This window comes from Sphingomonas flavida (assembly GCF_036663655.1).
Taxonomy (GTDB): domain Bacteria; phylum Pseudomonadota; class Alphaproteobacteria; order Sphingomonadales; family Sphingomonadaceae; genus Sphingomonas.
Genome location: NZ_JAXOJH010000001.1, coordinates 1 through 20,267 on the forward strand (window position 1 = coordinate 1; position 20,267 = coordinate 20,267).

A 20,267-nucleotide genomic window follows, 5' to 3' on the forward strand; every position below is an offset into this window, starting at 1 on the left:
CGGCACCGAACTGACCAGTCATGCCGTGCTCGCCTGGTGCCAGGACACCGGCGTCGAGTGGCATTACATTGCGCCCGGCAAGCCGCAGCAGAACGGCTTCGTAGAATCGTTCAATGGGCGCTTGCGCGACGAATGCCTGAACGAGCACCTGTTCCCCTCGCTGGCTGCGGCAAGACGGATCATCGAAGCATGGCGGACGGACTACAACACCGTGCGTCCGCACAGCAGCCTCGGCGGCATGGCACCCGCCGACTTCACCAACCGCCCGCGCCACGGGCATGAGGACACCGAAGCTAACTTATCGGTGGCCTGAAAATGGGGAGCAGGTCAGGGGATCCTGATATCCCGCGGCGATGAGTTCGCGGGCAAAATCGCTCGGGTCGCTCAACGCCTTGACGGCATTCGGCATGGTCATGCCGTCGCGCCCGGGAAACAGCTTGCGACGGATCTGGCCGAGCAGGAGAAAGGTTGCCGCCCCGCCATCCTGCCAAGTCGTGATCACGCCGTGGCCACCCGGCCGCGTTACTCGTGCCATTTCCGATAGACCCTTGCGCCAGTCAGGAAACATGATGACTCCGAAGATCGAGAAGACCGCATCAAAACGGCCGTCTTCCAGAGTCAGGGCCTGTCCATCCATGATGCATGCTTCGACATTGGGCAGGTTCGCAGCAGCGATGCGTGCCACCATGCCGGGGGAAAAGTCGGTCGCAAGCACGCATGCGCCGGTACGCGCCGCTGCCAACGTCAGCGCGCCAGTCCCGGCCGCCACGTCCAGCACGTGGCTTCCCGATGTCAGAGCGACCTTTGCGAGTGCCGCCTCGGCATAAAGCGACGTGAATGGATGCGCCGTCTTCTCATAATGCAGGGCGGCTGTGTCCCAATGATCTGGGTTTTCATAGGCAGACATAATCGACGCTCCGCGAATCACGTAACATTATAAGTATCGTGATACTGAGCCCTTGCCAATCTCGATGGCGCCGTGAAGGATCTCATCGTGCGTAACGACAGCCGCCTTTCGCGAATGCTCCATGTGCTGCTCCACATGGCGCGGCATGAGGGACCAATGACCTCCGAGGCGCTCGCCCGCATGCTGGGTACCAACCCGGTCGTGGTACGGCGCACGATGGCTGGTCTTCGGGATGCAGGGTATGTGCGGTCGGAAAAGGGCCATGGCGGCGGCTGGGTGATCGCGCAGCCCTTGCAGAACGTTTCGTTGCTGGACGTACACCGCGCGGTTGGCGGACCCCGCCTGTTCGCTATCGGCCATGAGAACGCCAATGCCGACTGCGCTGTCGAGAAAGCCGTTAATACTGCGCTGGAGGGTGTGCTCCGTGACGCCGAGGCGCTGCTGGTGGCGCGCCTCGATTCCGTCAGCCTGGCCGAACTGGCGCGCGATTTCGACGCACACTGCGATGCGGCTAGCTAGAAAGCCGCATCCTCACCCGATCTGATCATATCGATTACCGCGCGCAGGGCCGGTGCCATCTGCCGTTGCTGGGGGTAACACAAATAATAGCCGGGAAAGGGAACCGACCACTCCGCCAGCAGCGGAACGAGGGCACCTTGCGCAAAAGCGTTGACGACAGACTCCTCCTTAAGGAAGGCGATCCCGATGCCAGCAAGCGCGGCGTCCACCATCACGGCGCGGCTGCTGGTGATCAACGGCCCTTCGACCGCCACCGAGAACCAGTGGCCCTTCTCGAAAAACTCCCATGCATAGGGGCCGGGCTGCCCCGGCCAGCGCCAGCGGATGCAACGATGCTGGAGCAGATCCTTTGGCGTTTGCGGAACGCCGTGCTCGGCCAAGTATGCGGGCGCGGCGACAGCCAGCTGGCGAATATCCTCGCCTAGCCGAAGTGCGACCATGTCGCGTTCGATCACCTCGCCGATACGGATTGCGGCATCATAGCCGCTGCCGACGATGTCGACGCCCGTGTCATCAATCGTGAGATCGAGCGTGATGTCGGGGAATGCGCGCGCCAGCCTCGGCAGGATCGGCACCACGAACCTGTCTGCGGCAGCATGGAAGCAGTGCAGGCGGACTGTACCGGCCGGCAGCTTCGCGGCAGTACGCGCCTGCTCCAGGGCGCCCGTCAGGCTGTCGATCGCGGGTGCGATATCACCGAGCAGCGCGGCGCCAGCCTCGGTCAACGACACGCTGCGGGTGGTGCGATGGAGCAGGCGGATGCCTAGCCGCTCCTCCAGGCCGCGGATCAACTGGCTCAGCGCCGAGGACGATACCCCCAACTGCTCGGCCGCCCGGCTGAAACTCCGTTGCTCGGCGACGGCTGCAAAGGCGCGCAAGGCACCGAACTCGCTAGGATGGATCATAGGGGGCATCTCAGCATTGTGAAGCTGACCTTACAAGCCTGGGTGGCAAATGGTCGATTATCCGCTTGGAGTGAAGCGCTACATCTGGCGGTGAAGGAGAACAGCTATGAAGACATGGTTCATCACGGGTATTTCCCGCGGCCTCGGCAAGGCGCTCGCGCAGGCAGCGCTCGCCCGGGGCGACACCGTCGTCGGCACGGTGCGCGAGGCTGCGCCGGATTTGGAAGTGGGTCATGGTACGCTGCATGTCCTGACCGTCGATCTTACCGATGCGGCGGCGATCGCACCGGCTGTAAGTGCGGCGTTCGACAAGGTTGGCCACATCGACGTGCTGGTCAACAACGCCGGCTATGGCCTGCTCGGGGCGATCGAGGAAGCGACGGACGCCGAGTTTCAACGGCTGTTCGCGGTCAACGTCTTTGCACCCTTTGCCATCATCCGCGCCGCGCTTCCCGTCTTGCGGCGGCAGGGCAGCGGTCACATCCTGAACATCACCTCGATCGCAGGCCGTGCGCCGGCGGGATCATCCGGCCTCTATTCGGCGACCAAATCCGCGCTCGAAGGCCTAACACAGAGCCTAGCCCAGGAAGTCGCGCCTTTCGGTCTCAAGGCCACGGCCATCGCACCCGGTGCCTTTCGCACCGACTTTCTCAGCGATCATTCGATCCGCCGCAGTCAGGGCAGCGAGCAGTATGCCGAAAGCGTCGGGACCGGAATCGCACGGCTTGACGCGATGGCCGGGCGCCAGATCGGCGATCCGGACAAGGCGGCTGCGGCGATCCTCGAATTGGTCGACACGCCCAATCCGCCGCTTCATCTGCTGCTTGGGAGAGACGCGCTGCGACGTGCCCGAGAGAAGCTCGACGTGGTGATCGACGAGATGAATCGCTGGGAAAGCGTAACGCGTTCGACCGATTATGAGGAAGATGCCTGAGCGGCTGGGCCTGAGCAGCTATCACCTTAAACGACGGCGCAACCCAGCGGTGCAAGACCAACCCGCTCAAGGTCCGTTTGCGGGAATAGGGGAGGGGGCGCTTTGACGCAATGCTTGGGCCCTGTCAGCATCGCTTGCGGCGCAGCTGCGATCCAGCGCGCGTCATGAGGAGCGCAACGACATGACCGGCCAGAAGAGCGGCATCATGGTCCAGGGCCGTTTGATACCGTTTCCCTCATCGATAAGCCAGGAAGCTCGCGCCAGTCTCGAACGACTGGTGAATGACGATGGCGTCCCGATCAACGCGCTCTACTTGATGCCACCGCCGGACGATCATGCGGGCTGGATGAAGATCAAGGCGGCAGCGGACGGGCATTATGCGGCTGCAGTGAAAGGGCTGGCCGGTACGTTGCGTGCCAGCGCTGAGACGCTTCGCATCGGCGAGACCACGATCCATGTCGCGACGCCCGAGACCATATCGGTGCCGGATGGCGCCTATGTGGATTTCCATGGCGGAGCGTTCGTGTTTGGTGGCGGCGAGGCGTGTCGCGTGCAGGCGCGAATGCAGGCGGATCGGCTTGGGGCGCTCAGCTACGGCGTCGATTACAGGATGCCGCCCGAGCATCCCTATCCGGCGGCATTGGATGACGCGATGGCGGCGTATCGCTACGTGCTGGAACGGCACGCACCATCGCGCATCGTCGTGGGCGGGCGATCGGCGGGCGGCAACCTTGCTGTCGCGATGCTCCTGCGCGCGAAGGACGAAGGGCTGCCCATGCCCGCCGGCATGGTTCTCCTGTCTCCAGAGGTCGATCTGACCGAGTCCGGCGACAGTTTTCAGGTTAATCAGATGGTGGATGTCGTGCTGCCCGGATCATTGATGCGGAACAACGCGCTGTATGCCGGTGGGGCAGACCTGTCGCATCCTTATCTCTCGCCATTGTTCGGAGATTTAAAAGGCCTGCCGCCGGCCTTCCTTCAATCCGGCACGCGAGACCTCTTCCTGTCCAACGCTGTACGGATGCACCGTGCACTGCGCCAAGCGGATGTGGATGCCGAACTGCATGTCTTTGAAGGGATGCCGCACGGAGGATTTCAAGGGAACACCCCGGAGGACGACGACTTGGCGGCCGAGATAGCCCGGTTCGTTAAAGCTCGCTGGCAGTGACGTACTCTCCCGCAATTGTACCCCAGTGAAAACATTGATGCATTCAGTCTCGATGCGACTTGCAGCCTCATAGTCGAGCCGCCGATGCTTGGACCATTTGTCGCAGATTTTCACCGCATCGGCGCCTTCAGACCCGGCTAGGTGTTTGATCCCACGGTTTGATGGTGCGATCCTTTCGTTGGAATGGAAGAAGGCTGTATGGGACAAGTACGTCATGGATGCGCCACGACCGCGCACGCCGTCCGAGCAGCAATACAGCGATCGCAAGCTTCGCTCTCGACGCTGAGCCGTGAGCTGGCGATGAACCCGAAGACGGTCGCGAAATGGCGCAAGCGAGCAACCGTTGAGGACCTGAAGACCGGGCCAAAGGCCCCTCATTCAACGACCTTGTCCGAGGCGGAGGAGGCGATGGTTGTAGCGTTCCGGCGCCACACGCTGCTGCCGCTCGACGACTGTCTCTATGCGTTGCAGCCGCCGATGCCGCACCTGACGCGGTCAGCGTTGCATCGTTGCCTGCAGCGTATGGCATCTCCCGCCTGCCCGACATCGAAGGCGACAAACCGAAGCGGCAGCGCTTCAAGCGTTATCCGATCGGCTTCTTCCACATCGATATCGCCGAGGTCCAGACCGCCGAAGGCAAGCTATACCTGTTTGTTGGCATCGACCGCACAAGCAAGTTCGCCGTCACGCAACTGGTCGACAAGGCCGATCGCCGGACAGCGTGGGAGTTCCTCGAACACCTGCTGAAAGCCGTATGGGAGCACCGCCACCGGAGGTCGCTGCTCAAGCCGAGATGAATGGATGTCCGATTGTAGGGCTGGACTCGGGCGCGTTGAGCGTCTGCAAGTGGGTCTCTTACGCGTCGTAACCGGCCGCCGACTATCCCGCGATATGCGATGGGCTGCCACGTCTCATCGCACATTTCTGTCACGTTAACGCGTTAGCATTCAGGTGGGGGTACTCGCGGGGGTGCTTACGGCCCGCCTTTCGAAATCGCGAGCAAATCCAACTTGTTGAGGTACGCCGTGGGTGCGAAATCATCCTGCCCCCGCAACCATTACGCCACATATACCATACGCCGCCCTCCAGGGCGGCGTCGGCGTTTGGGCAATACCCCATCAGCGATGCCACACTCGCAACCACCTCAGCCTCTGGGCCATCCGGCGTGCCCTGGCGGCTTGATCCCGTACCGCAGGGTCTTCCAGCATAGTGCGCAGGCACCAATCAGCTGGTGAGCAGAGGTCGAGGATGCCCCCAGTAGCGTTCCAGAGGCAACGACTCGCGCGCTCGGCTGCGTTGCGTGGATGAGTGTTCAGCTTTGCGAAGGGCTGTTCGATCGGGTTGAAGTCTGGGCTCGACGGCAGGAGATAGAGAAGACTCGCGAAGACAACTCATCTCATCTCGCATATTGTTGGCGTCCGGCCTATGACCTCATGCCCGAAAGAATAACGGCGCGGCGCAGGGTCAGACCGAACCGGGCCCTAGCGGCTTGTCGCTGGGGCGCGTCCGGAAGGGATCGAAGCCTTCTGGAATACCTCGGTTGAGCGGTTGAGGCAGGATGCGACCGACCTTGTTCGCTGCTGCGATCACATCAGGTGCGCTGCGAACCGCCTGCTCGACCGGTTTGATCAACCGGTCGAGTGGCGTGACGACCAAGTCCGCGCTCACCGGCTGCACGAAGCGCAGCGCCCAGTCGCGGCTGGACAGATCGGCCAGCCGCGACACGACCAGCGCGCGTGCGCCCGCGCTGTCGCCGCGGCAAAGATAAAGGTCCATCGCCGTGCCGGGCATCAGGGCCTCGGTCAAAAAGACATTGGCCGCCGCCCGCTGTGCCGCGTCCTTGCGGCCGAGCCGGTGCAGGGCGCAGGCCCGCCACGCCTCGACCTGCAATGTCGCCGATCGATTGACGCTGGGCCCAAGGCTCTTGGCTCTGGCCAGGAACAGGTCCGCCCGCTTCACGACCTCGGGCCAATCGGTCTGGAGCGATGCCAGCGTCAGATAGGCTCCGTCAATGTTCAGCGCATTGCCCTGGTCGTCGGCGGGCATCGCGGCGGCCACCTTCGCCAACAGCCCGCGCGCTTCGGCTTCACGGCCCTGTAATAGCAGGGCGCGCGCGACGATCGGGGCAAGGAACTCGGCACCCTCCTGTTGCTCCGCATCGGGATCGGGGCGTACCCGGTCGAACATCGGCAGGAAGAGCGTCGTGATCGCCTTGTACGCCTGCATGCTCGCCAGCTGCCGGGCATAGGGGGCGGCCGTCTCGAAGCTGTCGGCCGTTTGCCAGTCGGCGCGCAATTCCTCCAGATAACGGCGGCTCTGGCCGGTCAGATCGGGGCCTGCCCAGTCGGCGATGCGCGGCCACAGGTCCGCATAACCCCGATCGATATAGATGGTCAGCAGGTCGTTGGGGTCCCCGATGGCCGACACGGATGCCGCCGCGTCTTCCGTGCGCTGGTCGCGCCATGCTTCGCGCGTTCGGGCCAGCGCGGCGTGCGACCGGTCGGGCGCTACGCCGGTGCTGAAGCCGATCTCGGCCAATCGGGCGTTGAGCCGGTCCGCGCGCACCCGGTCGCCAATGTCCACCAGACGCCCCGCCAGCGCCATGATCATGTAGCGATCGGTCATCCGCGCATAATCAGGGGCCACACGGCTGACCTCAATCCACAAATCCGCCGCACGCTGCGGCGAACCGGAAAAGGTGAAGATGCCGGCGGCTACCAGTTTGGGGCGCGGATCGTCGGGCAGCAGGCGCAGTGCCTCCTCGATCGCGGCCACCGCCGGTCCCGCATCCTTCTGATTGGCCAGCACACCGGCGCGGACGGTCTGCACCATGCCGCGCAAAGGCGTCGGGCGCGGCAGCTTGGCGAGGACCATGTTCAGTCGCGCCAGATCGGGCGTTCGGCTCGATATGGCGGATGCCGCTTCGGCCATGACCGCCTGGTCTCCGGCATCGGTCGTCATCGCGAGCGGATCGGCCAACTGCGCCGCACCCGGAGCCGCCATCGCCAGCAGCAACACCATCGCCGACGCCCGATACACCATGCCATTCCCCCTTCTGGACCTGTCCGGTCCCCTTCGCCCCGATCACCGATGTGACATGCCGTGGCGCTGGCCGCCAGCCAAAGATGGGGCATGTCCGCCGTAAATCCCGCTGCACTATGCCAACACTATGTCATTGCCGGAAATCGATCTCGAATTGCTATGCCGCGGTCGATAGCTGGAGGGCCGTAACAAGGATTATGGCATGGCGGCGTGGCATCGGTCGCGGCGCGCCGACGTCGGTCTGCGCGCCACGGGACTTCTTCTTGGCTCCCTGAGCTATGTGGCGTTCGCGCGGCTGTTCGCGCTGCATCCGGTGTCGCCGTCGGCGGGTATCCTGGCTTACGGGCTGGCCACGATCGGCTTCATGGCGGGAAGCAGCGGCAGCGCGCTCGCCTTGCTGGGGCGTCATCTGTTCGACGAGGTCGAGGTCGGAACGCGGTGGCAGCACCGCGCCGTCGCCAGCCATTTCCCACAATCGGAGACTGTACCCGCAATGGATATGCCGGAACCGGTCATGCTGGTCGTCGGTCGCGATGTCGATGGCGACTGGACCGTAAGCGACAGCGTGGGCGGAGTGCTCGGTCGCTTCGCCTCGGCGCAGGCGGCGCAGCGTTTCGCCGAGGCGGAACGGCGCGGCTGGTCCTCCGTGACGGTCGCCACCTCGGCGGGCAGCCCGCGCCGGATCGACGGGCGACTGAGCCTCGGCTTGGCGGGGCATGCCTCGCGGGCGGGCACCGCGCGTGGCTAGACTGCCGCCGCGTTTCTGGGGCGTTGTCCTCCTGGCCGGGTCGGTGGGTTCGACGCTGGTCCACCGCACGGTCTATGAAGCAGCGCGCCACGGCCCGGCACAGGTTGCGGAGTTCGGCCTGGCGCTGTTGACCTTCATTCTTGCGGGCACCGGGGTGCTGCTGCTGATCCATGGCGGGCGGCTGTTCGCGCCCGTCACTCCTCCGACCGGTCCAAGTTCGTCTGGATCGGCCTGACCGACCCGTACGCCGAAGAGATCGAAACTCTTCAGCGGTATACCAGTTGAATCCTCTGGCGACGGGAGAAGCCACTGAAGGGTGGCGAGCGCGCTGCGCGACCTGCCGTCCTCGGTGCTCGAGTGAAGAGCAGCGAGCTGGTGCGATCACCCGCCAGCTCGCCGCCTGGGCTGCGATACTGGCGGTTCCGCAAGGTGGGGGGGGGTGCGGTTTTCAGAACGTCAGCCGCATCGCCTTGCCGGTATAGGTCACCGTCCTCGTCGCGGGCCGCTCTGCGACGCCGCCCTCCGTGCCGGGCTTCACGACGACGATGTTCAGTTGCCGGGTCGGCACCATGCCGGGGAACCTGCCGGTGCGTGCGCCGATGGTCAGGGTGCGACGGGCATCGTCCCATGCCAGCTCGTAGGTCGCGCGCTGGCCCCGCTCATAGGCATAGGTTTCGTTGTCGTCCTCATAAAGGGTGAAGCGGCCGTTCGCGCCGGGATAGACGCGGATTTCATACGGCGCTTCGGGTTTTTCGGTCGCATATTGCTGCACCGGCCCCATCGGCAGGATCGTACCCGCGCGGACATAGAGCGGCATGATGTCGAGGGGGACGTCACGCGACACGTCCCGGCCGCCCGCCAGTCGAGCGTTGGTCCAGAAATCATACCAGTCGCCGCCTGCGGGCAGATAGGTCTGCACCGCCAGCTGCGGCCGCTCGCTGGCGCGGGCGGTCACGCGGGCCAGTTCGTCGGGCCGCCGCCATGCAAAGCGCAGGTCGCGCTGGCCGTCGCCCTGATAATATTCGATACGGATCGGCACTCGCTGGCCCTTGCGCAGCGTCACCTTCGCACCGCGATACCGCGACGCGCCACCCGTCCAGTCGTCGACCAGCTTGCGACCGTCGACGAACAGCCGCACGCCGTCGTCGCCCTGCAGGCCGAGTTCATATTCGCCGTCCTCGGGCGCCTCCAGCATACCCTCCCACCGCGCGGAGAAATCACTCAGGCCGGTCAGGCCGGGCGGCAGCGGCTGGAGCGGGGGCTCGGGCCAGCTCTTGTCGATGATCGTGTCGACGACGCGACCGGCGGGCTTGTCAAAATTGCGGCCCTGGAAATACTGGCCTGCCAGCCCCGGCTTGCCGTCCATCGTCGACAGTACGGAGGCAGGCACCGTCGCGGCGGGTTCCGGTTCGACATGGTACATCGCCCGCGTGACCGGATGGACCAGCAGCGACCCGCCGAACATGAAGGCGTCCTTGATGCCGTGCACCCGCGCATCGTCGGGGAAGTCCATCGCCAGCGGGCGCATCATCGTATAGCCGCCCGAGGTCACCTGCCATCCCATCCCGTAGATATAGGGCAGCAGGCGATAGCGCAGGTTCGTCGCGCCCAGCAGCGAGGAATAGACCTGCGGGTCGATCGTCTTGAAGATATAGGGCTCGCGCTCGATGTCGGTGCCGTGCACGCGCATCAGCGGGTTGAACGTCGCATATTGGAACCAGCGCGCGAACAATTCGCGATAGGCGGGATTTCGGGCACCGCCATTATAACCGCTGACGAAGAAGCCGCCGGTATCCTGCGTCCAATAGGGGTTGCCGGTGACGGTGACGTTCACCCCGCCCGCGATCTGATGGCGCAGCGTTTCCCAGCTCGCCTGTGTATCGCCCGACCAGGATGTCGCGGCGGTCCGCTGTGCCCCCGCCCAGGCCGATCGGGTCAGGGTCAGCGCCCGCTTGTCGCTCGTCGCCCGCTGCCCCTCATAGGTCCCCAGCGTCGTCATCAGCGTATAGGCGTTCAGGTAGCGCGAAAAGTCGCCCATGGCGTTGCGGCCCAGCGACTTGATGTCGTCGACCGCCGCCTTGGCGTCGTGCATCGCGGTGCTGACCTCGACCTCGGTCCCGTCCATCCACAGCGCGTCGACGCCTTTGTCGAGCAGCCCGGATTTGGCATATTTGAAGTAGATTTGCCGCCCCAGCGGGCTGAACGCGTCATAGATCCGCGCCTTTTTCGAAATCCAGTGCAGCGGTGCGAAGCGCAGGCCGTGCTGGTCCAGTTCCTTGCCCAGCGCGGTATCGTTGCCAACCGAAGGCCAGATCGACACCATCAGCTTCATGTGCAGGTCGTGGATGCGGCGGATCGCGCCGACCGGATCGGGAAAGCGGGTCTTGTCCCACGTCATCCCGCTCCAGCTGCCGTCGTTGCCACCCCAATATTGCCAGTCCTGAACGATGTAATCGAGCGGGAAGCGCTCGCGCCGGAACGTCTCCGCCACCTCGACCAGGCGGGCCTGCGTCGTGTAACGCTCCTTGCTCATGAACAGGCCGAAGGCCTGCTTGGGATACATGGGGGCATCGCCGGTCAGCTTGCGATAGGCCTGGACCACGCCGTCCATCGTGTCGGCGCCCATGAAGTAATAATCGACCCCGCCCGGCGCATCCTCCGCCCAGAGCCGCGTGCCGCGGGCATCGTCGGCAAAGCGCATGTGGGAATAGGTATCCCACATCACCCCGTAACGGCGGTTCGACACCATGACCGGGATGATGATGCCGATATTGGTCTGGACGAGGTTCAGTTCGGTGCCGCGCCGGTTGATCGCCCCGTCGTCGGTGAAGCCGAAACCATAGATCGCCTCGTCCGGGGCCAGGCGGAAACGGTTCTCGACCTCGTAGCTGGGATCCTTGGCGCTGGTGATCGGCTTGATGCTCTGCGGGGCGGCAGGGTCCTCGCTCGTGTACAGCCGACCGGCCGCGTCGAGGAAGCGGACAGCGCCGGTCGCCTTGTCGATCGCCACGCGGAGCCGGGCGCTGGCGATGGTCAGCGTCCCGGCGTCATCGGCGAGGGTGAAGTCGATATCGGCCGGGGGCGCGACGACGACGATGCTCTTGGCGGTCCAGTGATTGCGGCCCAGATTGGCGTTCACGCGCACGGTCGACGGACCGTAGAACAGGATGGTCTTCGATACCCCGTTCACGCGGACCTGCACGCCGTTGCGCAGCCGGGTATAGGCAAAGCCCTGAGCCGGCACGGCGCCGACCGCTATCGGCTGTCCGTGTTCGTCCAGCGCGGTCGGCAGTAACGGGGCAGGGGCCGGTGCCTGAGCCGCGCCCACCTGAGCGACGGCTGGTACGTTTGCCGTAAGCCCCGCCATGCCTACGCCGATGAACAACGCCGTCCGATATAGCCCATGCCGCATATTCGTCTCTCCCGTGACCGCCCTCTGATCCGTTGCCGATCCGACAGGCCGGTTTTCCAAACCACCGGATCACTCGACCTTTTGTCGGACTTAACACAGGTGATATCGTATCCGTCCTCAGGCGCAAGAGGGGATGTGACGCTCGGCTGATCTGGCGCGTTTTTCTCTCGCCCCTATGTCCGGTGAGGTGCGCAAAGCTCTGCGGGACACCGGCCTAGACAGCACGTGGTGCACCGCTCAGCGCCCTCGCGGTCAAGACCTCCAGCAGGGCAGCCTGTTACAGAGCGAAACCGTCGATCTCGCGCGTCACACGGGCCGCGTTGATGCTCCACGATCGCGACCGGCTTCATTCCATGGCGTCGCCATGGCTGTGCGCATTCAGGGCAGCGATAGCATCCACAGGCAGGACCCGCCGGTGACGAACAACCGCCTCTGATCGGCGTCGAACGTACAGTTGCTGCACAGCCCCGGTGTCGGCACGGTGGCGAGATGGCGTCCGGCGTCGTCGAAGATCTCCACCCCCGCACTCGAACTGCTCCATAGCCAACCGCGCCGGTCGACCGTGAAACCGTCTGGAATCCCCTCGGCCACCGTGGCGAAGCGGCGGCGGTTGGACAGCGCCTCGCCATCCCAGTCGAAGGCGAAGATCGCGACCTCGCCTTCGCCATGTTCGGGCGTTTGCGATGCGTAGAGGATGCGGCCGTCCGGTGAGAAGGCCAAACCGTTGGGCTGGGCCATGTCGACCATTCGCCTTGCCGCGCCGTCGGTGCCGATCCGGCATATCGCGGTCCGCCCGCTTTCGCTGTGGCCGGGCACGCCCTGTTTGGGATTTTCCAGGCCGAAGGTCGGGTCGCTGAACCAGATCGCGCCATCGGCGGCGACGATCAGGTCGTTAGGCGCATTCAGGCATGTCCCCTCCGCGTGGCGAGCGATCACGGTCGCGACGCCGGTCCCGTCGGACCGACTGATCGCCCGACGACCATGTTCGCAATGCACCAGCGTGCCGTCGGGCAGCACGGCGTTGCCGTTGGTGAACGGGGTCGCGTCGAGCAGCACGTCCACCGCCCCGTCCTCGCGCCAGCCGAGCACGCGGCGGCCGACGATATCGCTCCATACCAGGTTCGCCTCGCGCGGCCACCATATCGGCCCCTCGCTCCAGCTCGCCTGATCGTACAGCGTGACGAGGATGGCCCCGCCCAGCACCGCGCGCGCTTCATCACGGTGGATGCGGGGCGGGGGCATGTCGGTCGGCGCGGGCGGGCCGGGTTGGCGCAGCCGTGCCGGGGTCAACAGTGCGGGCTGCATCGTCGCGTCGGTCATGCCCCGAACGGATCGCGCGTCTGCGCGGCGGGCGAGGTAGCGAACTGGATCATGATCTGCAGGCACGGTTCGTCGCCGATCTGGCCGGAGCGATGCCCCTTTTCGTCCGTCGTGCCCTGGTCCTGGCCGAAATGGATATCGCCTGGCCCCATCTCCACACGGTTGCCGTCCATCGTCTCGATGAACCAGCGGCCACGCAGCGGGATCACCCATTGCGGCTTGGGACTTTCATGCCAGTCGCCGGTCCAGCCGACCGGCAGGATGGCGAAGTTGATCGCGGCGACCTCACCGGGGAAGGGGCGCATCCATTGCGGATCGGCTCCGCCGCCCACGCTCTTCATGCCGAACCCCGTCATGCGGGACAGGTCGATCCGGCTGATGCCGTCGAGTTGGGTCCACATGTGTAGGAACGGCAGGACCGGGGGCTGGTCGGCGTCGCTGCCGTCATTCGGCAGAGGTGTCTGGGTCGGCAGATCGGTCATTCCTGTCTCCTGATCGGCTGCGGAAAACGCCGCGAAGGACACGCATGGCTTTCGCGCGTCGTCCGTTCAACGATGCGAAGGCGATGCGGTTTCGCTCGGAACATGTCGGAGTTTTCAAGGCTATCGTTGCGCTTGCGAGGTGAGGGTTGCAGCACTTCCAACCGTCACCAGAGTACTTTCAGAAACAAAACGTAACACCGGCTGCGCGGAACGCTGACTGACACGAAGCCCTTTAAGTCCGCGATCGCGCCTGACCCTTTGGCGCTGTGGCGCACGGGGACAAAATGGCTTTTTCCATCACCATCATCGGCATGGGGACATGCGGTGTCGCCGCCTTTGCCGAAGCGACCATCCGGCTTGCGGCGGCGCCCATTCCCGGCATCGAACTGCACCTCGTGTCGCGGGAGGAGGACATGGGGCCCGGACTGGCGTTCGGGACCGACCAGCCGGGGCATCTGCTCAACACGGAGTCGCGGCTGATGGGACTATATGCGAACGAGCCGGGCCATTTCCGCGAATGGCTCGCCGAACGTCGGCCGCTTGACCCGGACGGTGTCGAATATGCGCCGCGCGCGGAATATGGCGAATATATCCGCCAAGTGCTTGCCGATGCCCATCGCCGTGCCGACGCGGCAGGCGTTCCCGTGCACGTGCATCGCAGCGAGGCGGTCGCGATCGAGGGCAACCGGGATGCGGCCCTTATTCACCTGCGGGACGGAAGCGTCGTCGAGAGCCACTATACGCTATTGGCCATCGGCACCCCCAAACCGATCCGGTTCGAGGATCTGGAGAACCAGCCGGGCTATTTCGATTTCCCCTGGCCCGCCCGGCGGTTGCGCGAAGGGATCGGCGAGGAGCAGGACGTGATCGTCCTGGGCAGCAGCCTGAGCGCGATCGACACCTTTGCGACGCTGATGGACCAGGATCATCGCGGCCTGATCCATTTCGTATCCAAGGACGGGATGCTGCCGCGGGTTGAAATTCCGGCACCCGAGGATAGCTATCCCAGGGTCCATTTCACGCTGTCGGAGATGCGACGCCTGATCCGCGAGCGGGGACCGCGCTTTTCGATCGTCGACCTTTTCCGCCTGTTCCGCCGGGAAGCCGACGAAGCGGCGGCGGCGCAAGGCGAGCGGATCGACTGGCAGGCCGAGGATCGGATGCGGCGATCCGCCCTGGAGCTGCTGCCGATCGACATAGCCCGGGCCGACAGCCGCCGCGAGATCTTCCAGCGCATCCTGACCTCGGCCCGGTTCGAGGCATCGGAGATGTGGGACCTGCTGGGGCCGCGCGATCGCGATCGCTTTACCCGGTGGCTTGCCCCGCATTTCGCCACCGCACGCTTCACCATGCCGATGACGAATGCGTGCAGGCTTGCCGAAGCGGCCGAGCGGGGGCAGTTGCAGGTCCTTGGCGGCGTAGCGAACACGGTGCGCGATGCGGAGAAACCGCTGTTCGTCTCCACCCTCGCCGATGGACGGACGGTTAGCGCGCCGGTCGTCGTCAATGCGACGGGCACCGCGATGACGCTGGACGAGATACCCGACGACTTGATCGTCCAGCTGGCCGAACGACGATGGCTGCATCCGCACCCCTCGGGCGGGATCGAGGCGCATCGCCAGACGGGTGAGGTCATCACCCATGACCGCGAAGCGCCCCGCCTCTACGCGGTGGGCCAGCTGGTCAACGGCGTACAGCGCGATACGAACGCGGTGTGGTTCAACGTGCAATGCGCCGAGCGGGCGGTGCAGGACATGCTGATCAAGATCGCAGGGGAAAGCCGATGAACGGAAGCGTGGGCGATGTTCTGGCCCAGGTTCTGCCGCTGTTCGGTGTCATCATGCTCGCCTGGGGCGGGGGGCGGTGGTTGCCATGGGCGCCGAAGCTGATCTCCGCATTGCTGGTCTATGGACTGATCCCGCTTCTGGTCATCGACAAGGTGCTGCGGGCCGAACCCGCCGAACTGGCCGTCATTCCGCCGATGATGTTCGTGGTCGCCGCGCTGATGGCGCTGCCCGCGCATTGGCTGTCGAAGAGACACGGTGACGATTTCGATCCGCAGCTTCTGTCGGCGAGCTTCTCGTTCTTCAACGTCGCCTTCTTCGGCATGCCGGTCGCCAGCGCGTTGTTCGGTGAAGCGGCGGTGTCGACCATCATCTGCGCCTTCGTCGGCACCGCGCTCTATGGCGACACGATCGGCTATTACCGCGTCGCGCGGACCAAGGAGGGGCGTGCCAAGGCCGCGTCAAAGGCTTTGCGGATCCCGCTATTCTACGCGTTCGTCGTGGCCGTCATATTGAAGCTGTCCGGGGTTCAGGCACCGCAATCGCTGCGCGGACCGGCCGACATGGTGTCGACCCTCGTCTCGATCCTTGGGATGGCGGTGATCGGGTTCAATCTGGCCAAGGTGAAGACCGGTGAGACAAACGGACGGGTGCTGGTCCGCATCCTGGCCGTGCGACAGGTCAGCGCGGTGGTGCTGGTCGCGGCCGCCTTGGCGATCGAAGCGCTGTTCGTCGGGGTGCTGGGCCAGCGCGAACAGATCCTTGTCGGTCTGATCGCATTGTTCCCCATCGCGGCCAACGTCTCGCTCTTCGCATCGCTGCTCGGCACGCGCGAGAAGGAGGCCGCCACCCTGGTTGCGCTGTCGAGCGTGGTGGCACTGATCCTCGTGACGGCGGCGATCGGGCTGCTGGGGCTGGCCGGCTTGCAGGGCTGACCCGCCTATTCGGTGCGTCGCAGCAGGTCGGTCAGGTCCTGCGACCAGAACCGGGCTGCGGTGTGCGTTCCATGGCCGCGCGTGTCTGCCGTCTCGGGGATCAGGCGGAAGCGGGCGTCCTGCATCCGCTTCACCGCGCGCTGCGGATAATCGAGACCGCGCGGGTTGATGAAATCGTCGGCCGAGTTCACCCACATGGTCGGCGCGGTGATCGCCTCCAGTCGCGGCCATGGATTATAGGTTCGTGAAGCGTCGATCTGGTAGATCAGGTCGTTCGCGTCGGTTCCCGCTATGGACGCGGCCACCCGTTCGCGCGCGAACGCCTCGGCCGCTTCCCGGCGGGGATATTGTGACTGGAAATAAAGCGGGGCGGCCCCTGCGACAAAGAGCAGGCTGGCGGCGGTGCGCAGTCCTTGGCTCGGCGGCGAACGATAGTCGCCACCCGACCATGCGGGGTCCGCCTGGATCCCGTCGATCGCCAGCTTGCGCCACATGCGGTTGAGACCGGCGATCTCGACCGGCTCGCACGCCAGCGGCATCAACGCGCGGGCAAAGTCGGGATGGCTCTCACCCCAGACCAGGCTGTGCATGCAGCCCATGGAGGTTCCCATGATCAGGCGCATCCGGCGGATGCCGAGCCCGTCATGCAACAGCCGATATTGCGCCTCGACCATGTCGTCATAATCGTAATGCGGGAACCGCATGCGCAGGCCGTCGGACGGCTTGGACGACTTGCCATGCCCGATCCCGTCGGGAAGAATGATCCAATAGCGCGTGATGTCGAGTGGCTGCCCCGGGCCATAGAGCGCATCTGCGAACTGCGGCGCCAGGAACTGCCGACCGGTGCCACCGGTACCGTGCAGCACCATGACGGCATTGTCGATCTCGCCCCGGGCGTTGCGGTGTGGCGACCCCAGCATGGTATAGTTGATGCGCAACGCCGGCATCGTCTCACCCGAGCGAAAGCGAAAATCGCGTATCGTGAACTGCGCATCCCGCGCGGGCCATTTGGAGACGGACGGCGCGGGCCTGCTCGCCGGGGTCAGTGGAGGCACCTGAACCGGCGCGGCCTGGAGGAGCAGAAGCGGGAGGAGGGACAGCATGCCGCATCGTCACGCCGGATCGCCCGGCGCGCAAGCGGGCATTTGCGTGTGGCCCGTGCTTGCCCGGAATATCGCCACGTCAGTTAGATAAGGGCGTGGATCATGTCCAGTCGGCAAGCTTGCCCATGGTATTCTTCGGCAGGGCAGGGCCGAACGTCAGGTTGCGTGGCCTTTCCGGGACGGACAGCGACGCGGCCATGCTTTCCTCGATGACCTTGGCCAGTTCGGCGGGATCACGGCTGTCCTCCGGCACGACAAACGCCTTCAGGCGGCCATTCCCATGCAAGCGGACGGCGGCATCCGCCACGCCGTCGATGCGACGAAGCGTCTCCGCCACATGGGTCAGGCTGACATTATGCCCCCCGATCTGTACGGCGCCGTCACGCCGCCCCGTGGGGCGGATGCGGCGTTCGCCCGTCCGATCGATATGATCGGGCAGGGCGTATCGCGCGCCGCGCCCGTCGGTCAGTTCCCAGTCGCCATCGCTTGGCAACAGGCTCCAGCGTGGCAGCAGGTCGTATTCGGTCGCCGGATGCTCGCGTATCGCGATCCCCCCGGTTTCGGACGATCCGTAGATATCGAACAATCCGGCAAGCCCTGCGGCGATCAGCGCATCGGCGAGCATGTCCTGCAACGGAGCGGCGGAGCTGACGCCGATGATATCGCCGGGAAACTGGCGGGTCAGCATGCCGATGGCCTGCCACTGATCGGGCACCGCCACGACAAGGTCGCCGGGCACGAGGTCGAGCGCGGTGCCGATCTCGCGCATGACCACCGGTACGCCCAGGGCATCGGGCAGCAGCGCGGTCCAGATCAGTCCATAGAGATGATGTGCGGGGACTAGGGCGACGATACGACGGCGGTCGGCCAGTCGCTGCGCGAAATATCCTGCTTCGTCGACGAGGTCCGACAGGGGGTGGGTGCAGGAGACGGACGGACCGGTCGAACCCGATGTCTTGATCGTGATCCGGCTTCCGCCCGGTGGATGGCCTTGCATGACCCAGTCGACCCAGTCGCCGACGTATCGCGCGGGCCGGTCGGGCAGGGTCGCGTCGTCCAGGCCGAACACCTCCGCCAGTCCCCCCAGCGCGCCCAGCCGTTCGAGCGAGTCCAGCCCCAGTCCCTGGTCACCGATCGGCGTCGTATCTTCCCAGTCGGGCGAATTGGGAAGGTCCGCGTGGCGGAGACGGCGTATTTCGGCCGCGACCACGGCGGTCACAATTCGCCGGAAGGCCGGGCGCCCTATGATCGTCACGCAGCATGGGCCTGTGGACGACAGACCTGGTTCCGGCCACCGCGTTTGGCCGCGTAAAGGCGTTCGTCGGCCAGCTTGATCAGCCCGTCGATCGATCCATTGGCTTCGTCCAGCGCGGCACAGCCCAGGCTGGCGGTCGCCGTCAGTATGCCGAGCGGGGTTTCGATCTGCAGCGCGGCGATCGCCTCGCGCATTTCTTCCGCCAGGGCGAAGGCCTGATCACGATCGAAGCGTGGCAGCAGTGCGCCGAACTCCTCCCCGCCGAGCCGCGCGAAGATGCCGCGAGGGGGAAGCAGGGCGGTGCAGGTTTCGACGACGCGACACAGCAGCGCGTCGCCGATCGGATGGCCGTAGGTATCGTTGACGGCCTTGAAGTGATCCAGATCGACCACGACGAGCGAGAGCGACTGGCGCAATTCGCGCCACAGCACCTGCTCGCGTTCCATGACGTCGCCGAAATGGCGGCGGTTGGCGGCGCCCGTCAGATGATCGCAGGTGAGGAGGCGGCGCAAATCCTCGGCCGCACCTTCGCGGCGCGGCACGTTGCGCAGGACCACCGAATAGCCGGACGGGCCACCCATCGCTTTGTCCGACTGCGCGACCACCAGGCGCTGGCACCAGTAGCGTTCGCCGTCGGCCCGCATCTGCCACCCCTCCTGAAGGTGCCAGCCGTCCCGCCCGGCGATCTGGATCTGTTCGTTCAGGCGAAGGTCCCCGCCTTGGTCGGTTTCCTTCAGAACCTCGGCAAGGCCCCGCCCGACCGCCGCGTCCCAGGCATGGCCCGTCTGCCTGGTAAAACAGGTATTGGCCGAGGTGATCATTCCATCGGGGCCGATCATCAGCGCGGCATAGTCGTGGACGCCGTCCAGCAGCGTGGCGAACCAGGTGTCGGCCTGGCGCAGCCTGTCCTCCTGGACGACCTGTTGGCTGATATCCGACAGCGTGGCCATCAGGCGATCCGGGCCCAGCTTTACGATGGTGCAGGCCAGGACCTTGGGCACCTGCGCCCGGCGGTCGCGCCCCAGGTCGACGAAGATGCGATGGCCATCGCATATCCGGCCCGTCGAGGATGCATAGGCCGCGACGAGGCTGCGCAGTTCGGGGGCATGCTGTTCCAGGGTGGTGAACAGGTTGCCCGCATCGCGCCCGCCCGCCAGTGGCAGCAGGTGCTGCATCGCGTGCGGGTTCATCAGGCCGATGTCGCCGACCATATTGCACTCGATCAGGCCGACCGGGCATGCGTACAGGAATTCGAGGAGCTGCTCTTCGCTGGACTTTTCGCTCACGGGAGCTTCCTCACCGTTCGATCAGGACATAGCGGCATGGCACCTCGGGGTCCGCGAGGAGGCGGAGACGGACCTTGGTCGGGCGCATGCGGAGCGTCAGCACATAAGGAATGATATCGTCGATCGACGGCTCGTCCTCGAAACGCTGGGCGACCAGGAAATTGTTCATGCACTGGGCCACGGCGTCGAAAAACGGAACGCCGATCACCGTCGACGGGTCCAGCCCGGACATGCGCGCTTCGGTGGCGTTATACACCCGGACGATCGTGTCCGCGCCAATGCCGACCACGCCGAACGGCAGAGCGTCGCGATCCGTCCCGTCCATCCGTTCCAGGTCGTTCAGGGTAACGGTTTCGAAACTCGGTTCTTCGATCGACAAGGGGCAACTCCTCCAATTGGGCCGTTATGGACCCTAAGGAGTTAAACATAGGATAAAAATGACGTCAGCCTAGGGCTTTGCGCGACCC

18 protein-coding genes and 3 pseudogenes are annotated in these 20,267 nt (G+C 65.0%); 10 read left to right on the forward strand and 11 right to left on the reverse strand.

The annotated features are described in order from the left end of the window. On the forward strand, positions 1 to 313 hold a 313-nt coding region (locus tag U1703_RS00005), incomplete at its 5' end, for an integrase core domain-containing protein (RefSeq protein WP_332784056.1). Here the strand turns inward: U1703_RS00005 and U1703_RS00010 are convergent. Continuing rightward, the gene (locus U1703_RS00010; protein ID WP_332784057.1) at positions 299 to 907 is read right to left on the reverse strand and encodes a class I SAM-dependent methyltransferase; all 609 of its coding nucleotides are present in this window, start codon (positions 905 to 907) and stop codon (positions 299 to 301) included. The two genes, U1703_RS00005 and U1703_RS00010, sit on opposite strands and share 15 nt — an antisense overlap. 87 nt (positions 908 to 994) lie before the next feature. On the opposite strand from U1703_RS00010, the gene U1703_RS00015 reads away from it, so the two are divergent. Next, positions 995 to 1,426 carry an Rrf2 family transcriptional regulator gene (locus tag U1703_RS00015; protein ID WP_332784396.1) on the forward strand — a complete coding sequence of 144 codons (432 nt, stop codon included), beginning with the start codon at positions 995 to 997 and terminating at the stop codon, positions 1,424 to 1,426. Here U1703_RS00015 and U1703_RS00020 read toward each other — a convergent pair. Further along, positions 1,423 to 2,331, reverse strand: a complete 909-nt coding sequence (locus tag U1703_RS00020; protein WP_320451219.1) for a LysR family transcriptional regulator — start codon at positions 2,329 to 2,331, stop codon at positions 1,423 to 1,425. The genes U1703_RS00015 and U1703_RS00020 overlap by 4 nt on opposite strands. 106 nt (positions 2,332 to 2,437) lie before the next feature. Here U1703_RS00020 and U1703_RS00025 point away from each other — a divergent pair, with 106 nt between their 5' ends. From U1703_RS00025 to U1703_RS00035, 3 genes and pseudogenes are all read left to right on the forward strand, one after another. Continuing rightward, positions 2,438 to 3,265 (forward strand): oxidoreductase, encoded by an 828-nt coding sequence (locus tag U1703_RS00025; protein WP_332784058.1) that lies wholly within the window; start codon positions 2,438 to 2,440, stop codon positions 3,263 to 3,265. Positions 3,266 to 3,446: 181 nt separating this feature from the next. Beyond that, entirely contained in the window at positions 3,447 to 4,433 is a 987-nt protein-coding gene (locus tag U1703_RS00030) for an alpha/beta hydrolase (protein WP_332784059.1), read from the forward strand. Between the two features lie 198 nt (positions 4,434 to 4,631). Beyond that, positions 4,632 to 5,188 (forward strand): annotated as a pseudogene (locus U1703_RS00035) (transposase family protein); the annotation flags it as partial. A 504-nt stretch (positions 5,189 to 5,692) separates the two neighbouring features. On the opposite strand, the pseudogene U1703_RS18945 reads toward U1703_RS00035, so the two are convergent. Both U1703_RS18945 and U1703_RS00045 read right to left on the reverse strand, forming a co-directional pair. Further along, positions 5,693 to 5,815, reverse strand: a pseudogene (locus U1703_RS18945) (IS630 family transposase); the annotation flags it as partial. 82 nt (positions 5,816 to 5,897) lie between these two features. After that, the gene (locus U1703_RS00045) at positions 5,898 to 7,475 is read right to left on the reverse strand and encodes a hypothetical protein (protein ID WP_332784060.1); all 1,578 of its coding nucleotides are present in this window, start codon (positions 7,473 to 7,475) and stop codon (positions 5,898 to 5,900) included. 202 nt (positions 7,476 to 7,677) lie between these two features. On the opposite strand from U1703_RS00045, the gene U1703_RS00050 reads away from it, so the two are divergent. The 3 genes and pseudogenes from U1703_RS00050 to U1703_RS18950 form a co-directional block, all read left to right on the forward strand. Further along, positions 7,678 to 8,223, forward strand: a complete 546-nt coding sequence (locus tag U1703_RS00050) for a hypothetical protein (protein ID WP_332784061.1) — start codon at positions 7,678 to 7,680, stop codon at positions 8,221 to 8,223. Next, positions 8,216 to 8,458, forward strand: a complete 243-nt coding sequence (locus U1703_RS00055) for a hypothetical protein (RefSeq protein WP_332784062.1) — start codon at positions 8,216 to 8,218, stop codon at positions 8,456 to 8,458. Before U1703_RS00050 ends, U1703_RS00055 begins: the two co-directional genes overlap by 8 nt. 124 nt (positions 8,459 to 8,582) lie before the next feature. After that, positions 8,583 to 8,663, forward strand: a pseudogene (locus tag U1703_RS18950) (CorA family divalent cation transporter); the annotation flags it as partial. Positions 8,664 to 8,671: 8 nt separating this feature from the next. Here the strand turns inward: U1703_RS18950 and U1703_RS00060 are convergent. The 3 genes from U1703_RS00060 to U1703_RS00070 all read right to left on the reverse strand — a co-directional run bounded on the left by U1703_RS00060 (position 8,672) and on the right by U1703_RS00070 (position 13,437). Then, entirely contained in the window at positions 8,672 to 11,635 is a 2,964-nt protein-coding gene (locus U1703_RS00060) for a TIM-barrel domain-containing protein (protein ID WP_332784063.1), read from the reverse strand. A gap of 378 nt (positions 11,636 to 12,013) precedes the next feature. Beyond that, a complete protein-coding gene (locus U1703_RS00065; RefSeq protein ID WP_332784064.1) occupies positions 12,014 to 12,955 on the reverse strand; it encodes an SMP-30/gluconolactonase/LRE family protein in 942 nt (313 codons plus the stop codon). Further along, complete coding sequence (locus U1703_RS00070; RefSeq protein ID WP_332784065.1) at positions 12,952 to 13,437, reverse strand: cupin domain-containing protein; 486 nt, start codon at positions 13,435 to 13,437, stop codon at positions 12,952 to 12,954. Before U1703_RS00070 ends, U1703_RS00065 begins: the two co-directional genes overlap by 4 nt. Positions 13,438 to 13,721: 284 nt before the next feature. On the opposite strand from U1703_RS00070, the gene U1703_RS00075 reads away from it, so the two are divergent. Further along, on the forward strand, positions 13,722 to 15,224 hold the full coding sequence (locus tag U1703_RS00075) for an FAD/NAD(P)-binding protein (RefSeq protein ID WP_332784066.1): 1,503 nt from the start codon (positions 13,722 to 13,724) through the stop codon (positions 15,222 to 15,224). After that, positions 15,221 to 16,156 carry an AEC family transporter gene (locus U1703_RS00080; RefSeq protein ID WP_332784067.1) on the forward strand — a complete coding sequence of 312 codons (936 nt, stop codon included), beginning with the start codon at positions 15,221 to 15,223 and terminating at the stop codon, positions 16,154 to 16,156. Before U1703_RS00075 ends, U1703_RS00080 begins: the two co-directional genes overlap by 4 nt. Positions 16,157 to 16,161: 5 nt before the next feature. On the opposite strand, the gene U1703_RS00085 is transcribed toward U1703_RS00080, so the two are convergent. The 4 genes from U1703_RS00085 to U1703_RS00100 all read right to left on the reverse strand — a co-directional run bounded on the left by U1703_RS00085 (position 16,162) and on the right by U1703_RS00100 (position 20,179). Further along, the gene (locus tag U1703_RS00085; protein WP_332784068.1) at positions 16,162 to 17,259 is read right to left on the reverse strand and encodes an alpha/beta fold hydrolase; all 1,098 of its coding nucleotides are present in this window, start codon (positions 17,257 to 17,259) and stop codon (positions 16,162 to 16,164) included. Positions 17,260 to 17,359: 100 nt separating this feature from the next. Beyond that, positions 17,360 to 18,478 carry an acyl-CoA synthetase gene (locus U1703_RS00090; protein ID WP_332784069.1) on the reverse strand — a complete coding sequence of 373 codons (1,119 nt, stop codon included), beginning with the start codon at positions 18,476 to 18,478 and terminating at the stop codon, positions 17,360 to 17,362. A gap of 32 nt (positions 18,479 to 18,510) precedes the next feature. Beyond that, positions 18,511 to 19,800, reverse strand: coding sequence for a sensor domain-containing diguanylate cyclase (locus tag U1703_RS00095; protein ID WP_332784070.1), 1,290 nt, complete (start codon positions 19,798 to 19,800; stop codon positions 18,511 to 18,513). A gap of 10 nt (positions 19,801 to 19,810) precedes the next feature. Further along, positions 19,811 to 20,179 (reverse strand): PAS domain-containing protein, encoded by a 369-nt coding sequence (locus U1703_RS00100; RefSeq protein ID WP_332784071.1) that lies wholly within the window; start codon positions 20,177 to 20,179, stop codon positions 19,811 to 19,813. Positions 20,180 to 20,267: the final 88 nt, after the last annotated feature.

What these genes read in the sequence shown, in the direction of transcription:
- U1703_RS00050 (WP_332784061.1), top strand. Translation starts at nt 7,678, where the DNA reads ATGGCGGCGTGGCATCGGTCGCGGCGCGCCGACGTCGGTCTGCGCGCC.
- U1703_RS00020 (WP_320451219.1), bottom strand. Translation starts at nt 2,331, where the DNA reads ATGATCCATCCTAGCGAGTTCGGTGCCTTGCGCGCCTTTGCAGCCGTC.
- U1703_RS00070 (WP_332784065.1), bottom strand. Translation starts at nt 13,437, where the DNA reads ATGACCGATCTGCCGACCCAGACACCTCTGCCGAATGACGGCAGCGAC.
- U1703_RS00030 (WP_332784059.1), top strand. Translation starts at nt 3,447, where the DNA reads ATGACCGGCCAGAAGAGCGGCATCATGGTCCAGGGCCGTTTGATACCG.
- U1703_RS00060 (WP_332784063.1), bottom strand. Translation starts at nt 11,635, where the DNA reads ATGCGGCATGGGCTATATCGGACGGCGTTGTTCATCGGCGTAGGCATG.
- U1703_RS00080 (WP_332784067.1), top strand. Translation starts at nt 15,221, where the DNA reads ATGAACGGAAGCGTGGGCGATGTTCTGGCCCAGGTTCTGCCGCTGTTC.
- U1703_RS00025 (WP_332784058.1), top strand. Translation starts at nt 2,438, where the DNA reads ATGAAGACATGGTTCATCACGGGTATTTCCCGCGGCCTCGGCAAGGCG.
- U1703_RS00075 (WP_332784066.1), top strand. Translation starts at nt 13,722, where the DNA reads ATGGCTTTTTCCATCACCATCATCGGCATGGGGACATGCGGTGTCGCC.
- U1703_RS00045 (WP_332784060.1), bottom strand. Translation starts at nt 7,475, where the DNA reads ATGGTGTATCGGGCGTCGGCGATGGTGTTGCTGCTGGCGATGGCGGCT.
- U1703_RS00010 (WP_332784057.1), bottom strand. Translation starts at nt 907, where the DNA reads ATGTCTGCCTATGAAAACCCAGATCATTGGGACACAGCCGCCCTGCAT.
- U1703_RS00065 (WP_332784064.1), bottom strand. Translation starts at nt 12,955, where the DNA reads ATGACCGACGCGACGATGCAGCCCGCACTGTTGACCCCGGCACGGCTG.
- U1703_RS00085 (WP_332784068.1), bottom strand. Translation starts at nt 17,259, where the DNA reads ATGCTGTCCCTCCTCCCGCTTCTGCTCCTCCAGGCCGCGCCGGTTCAG.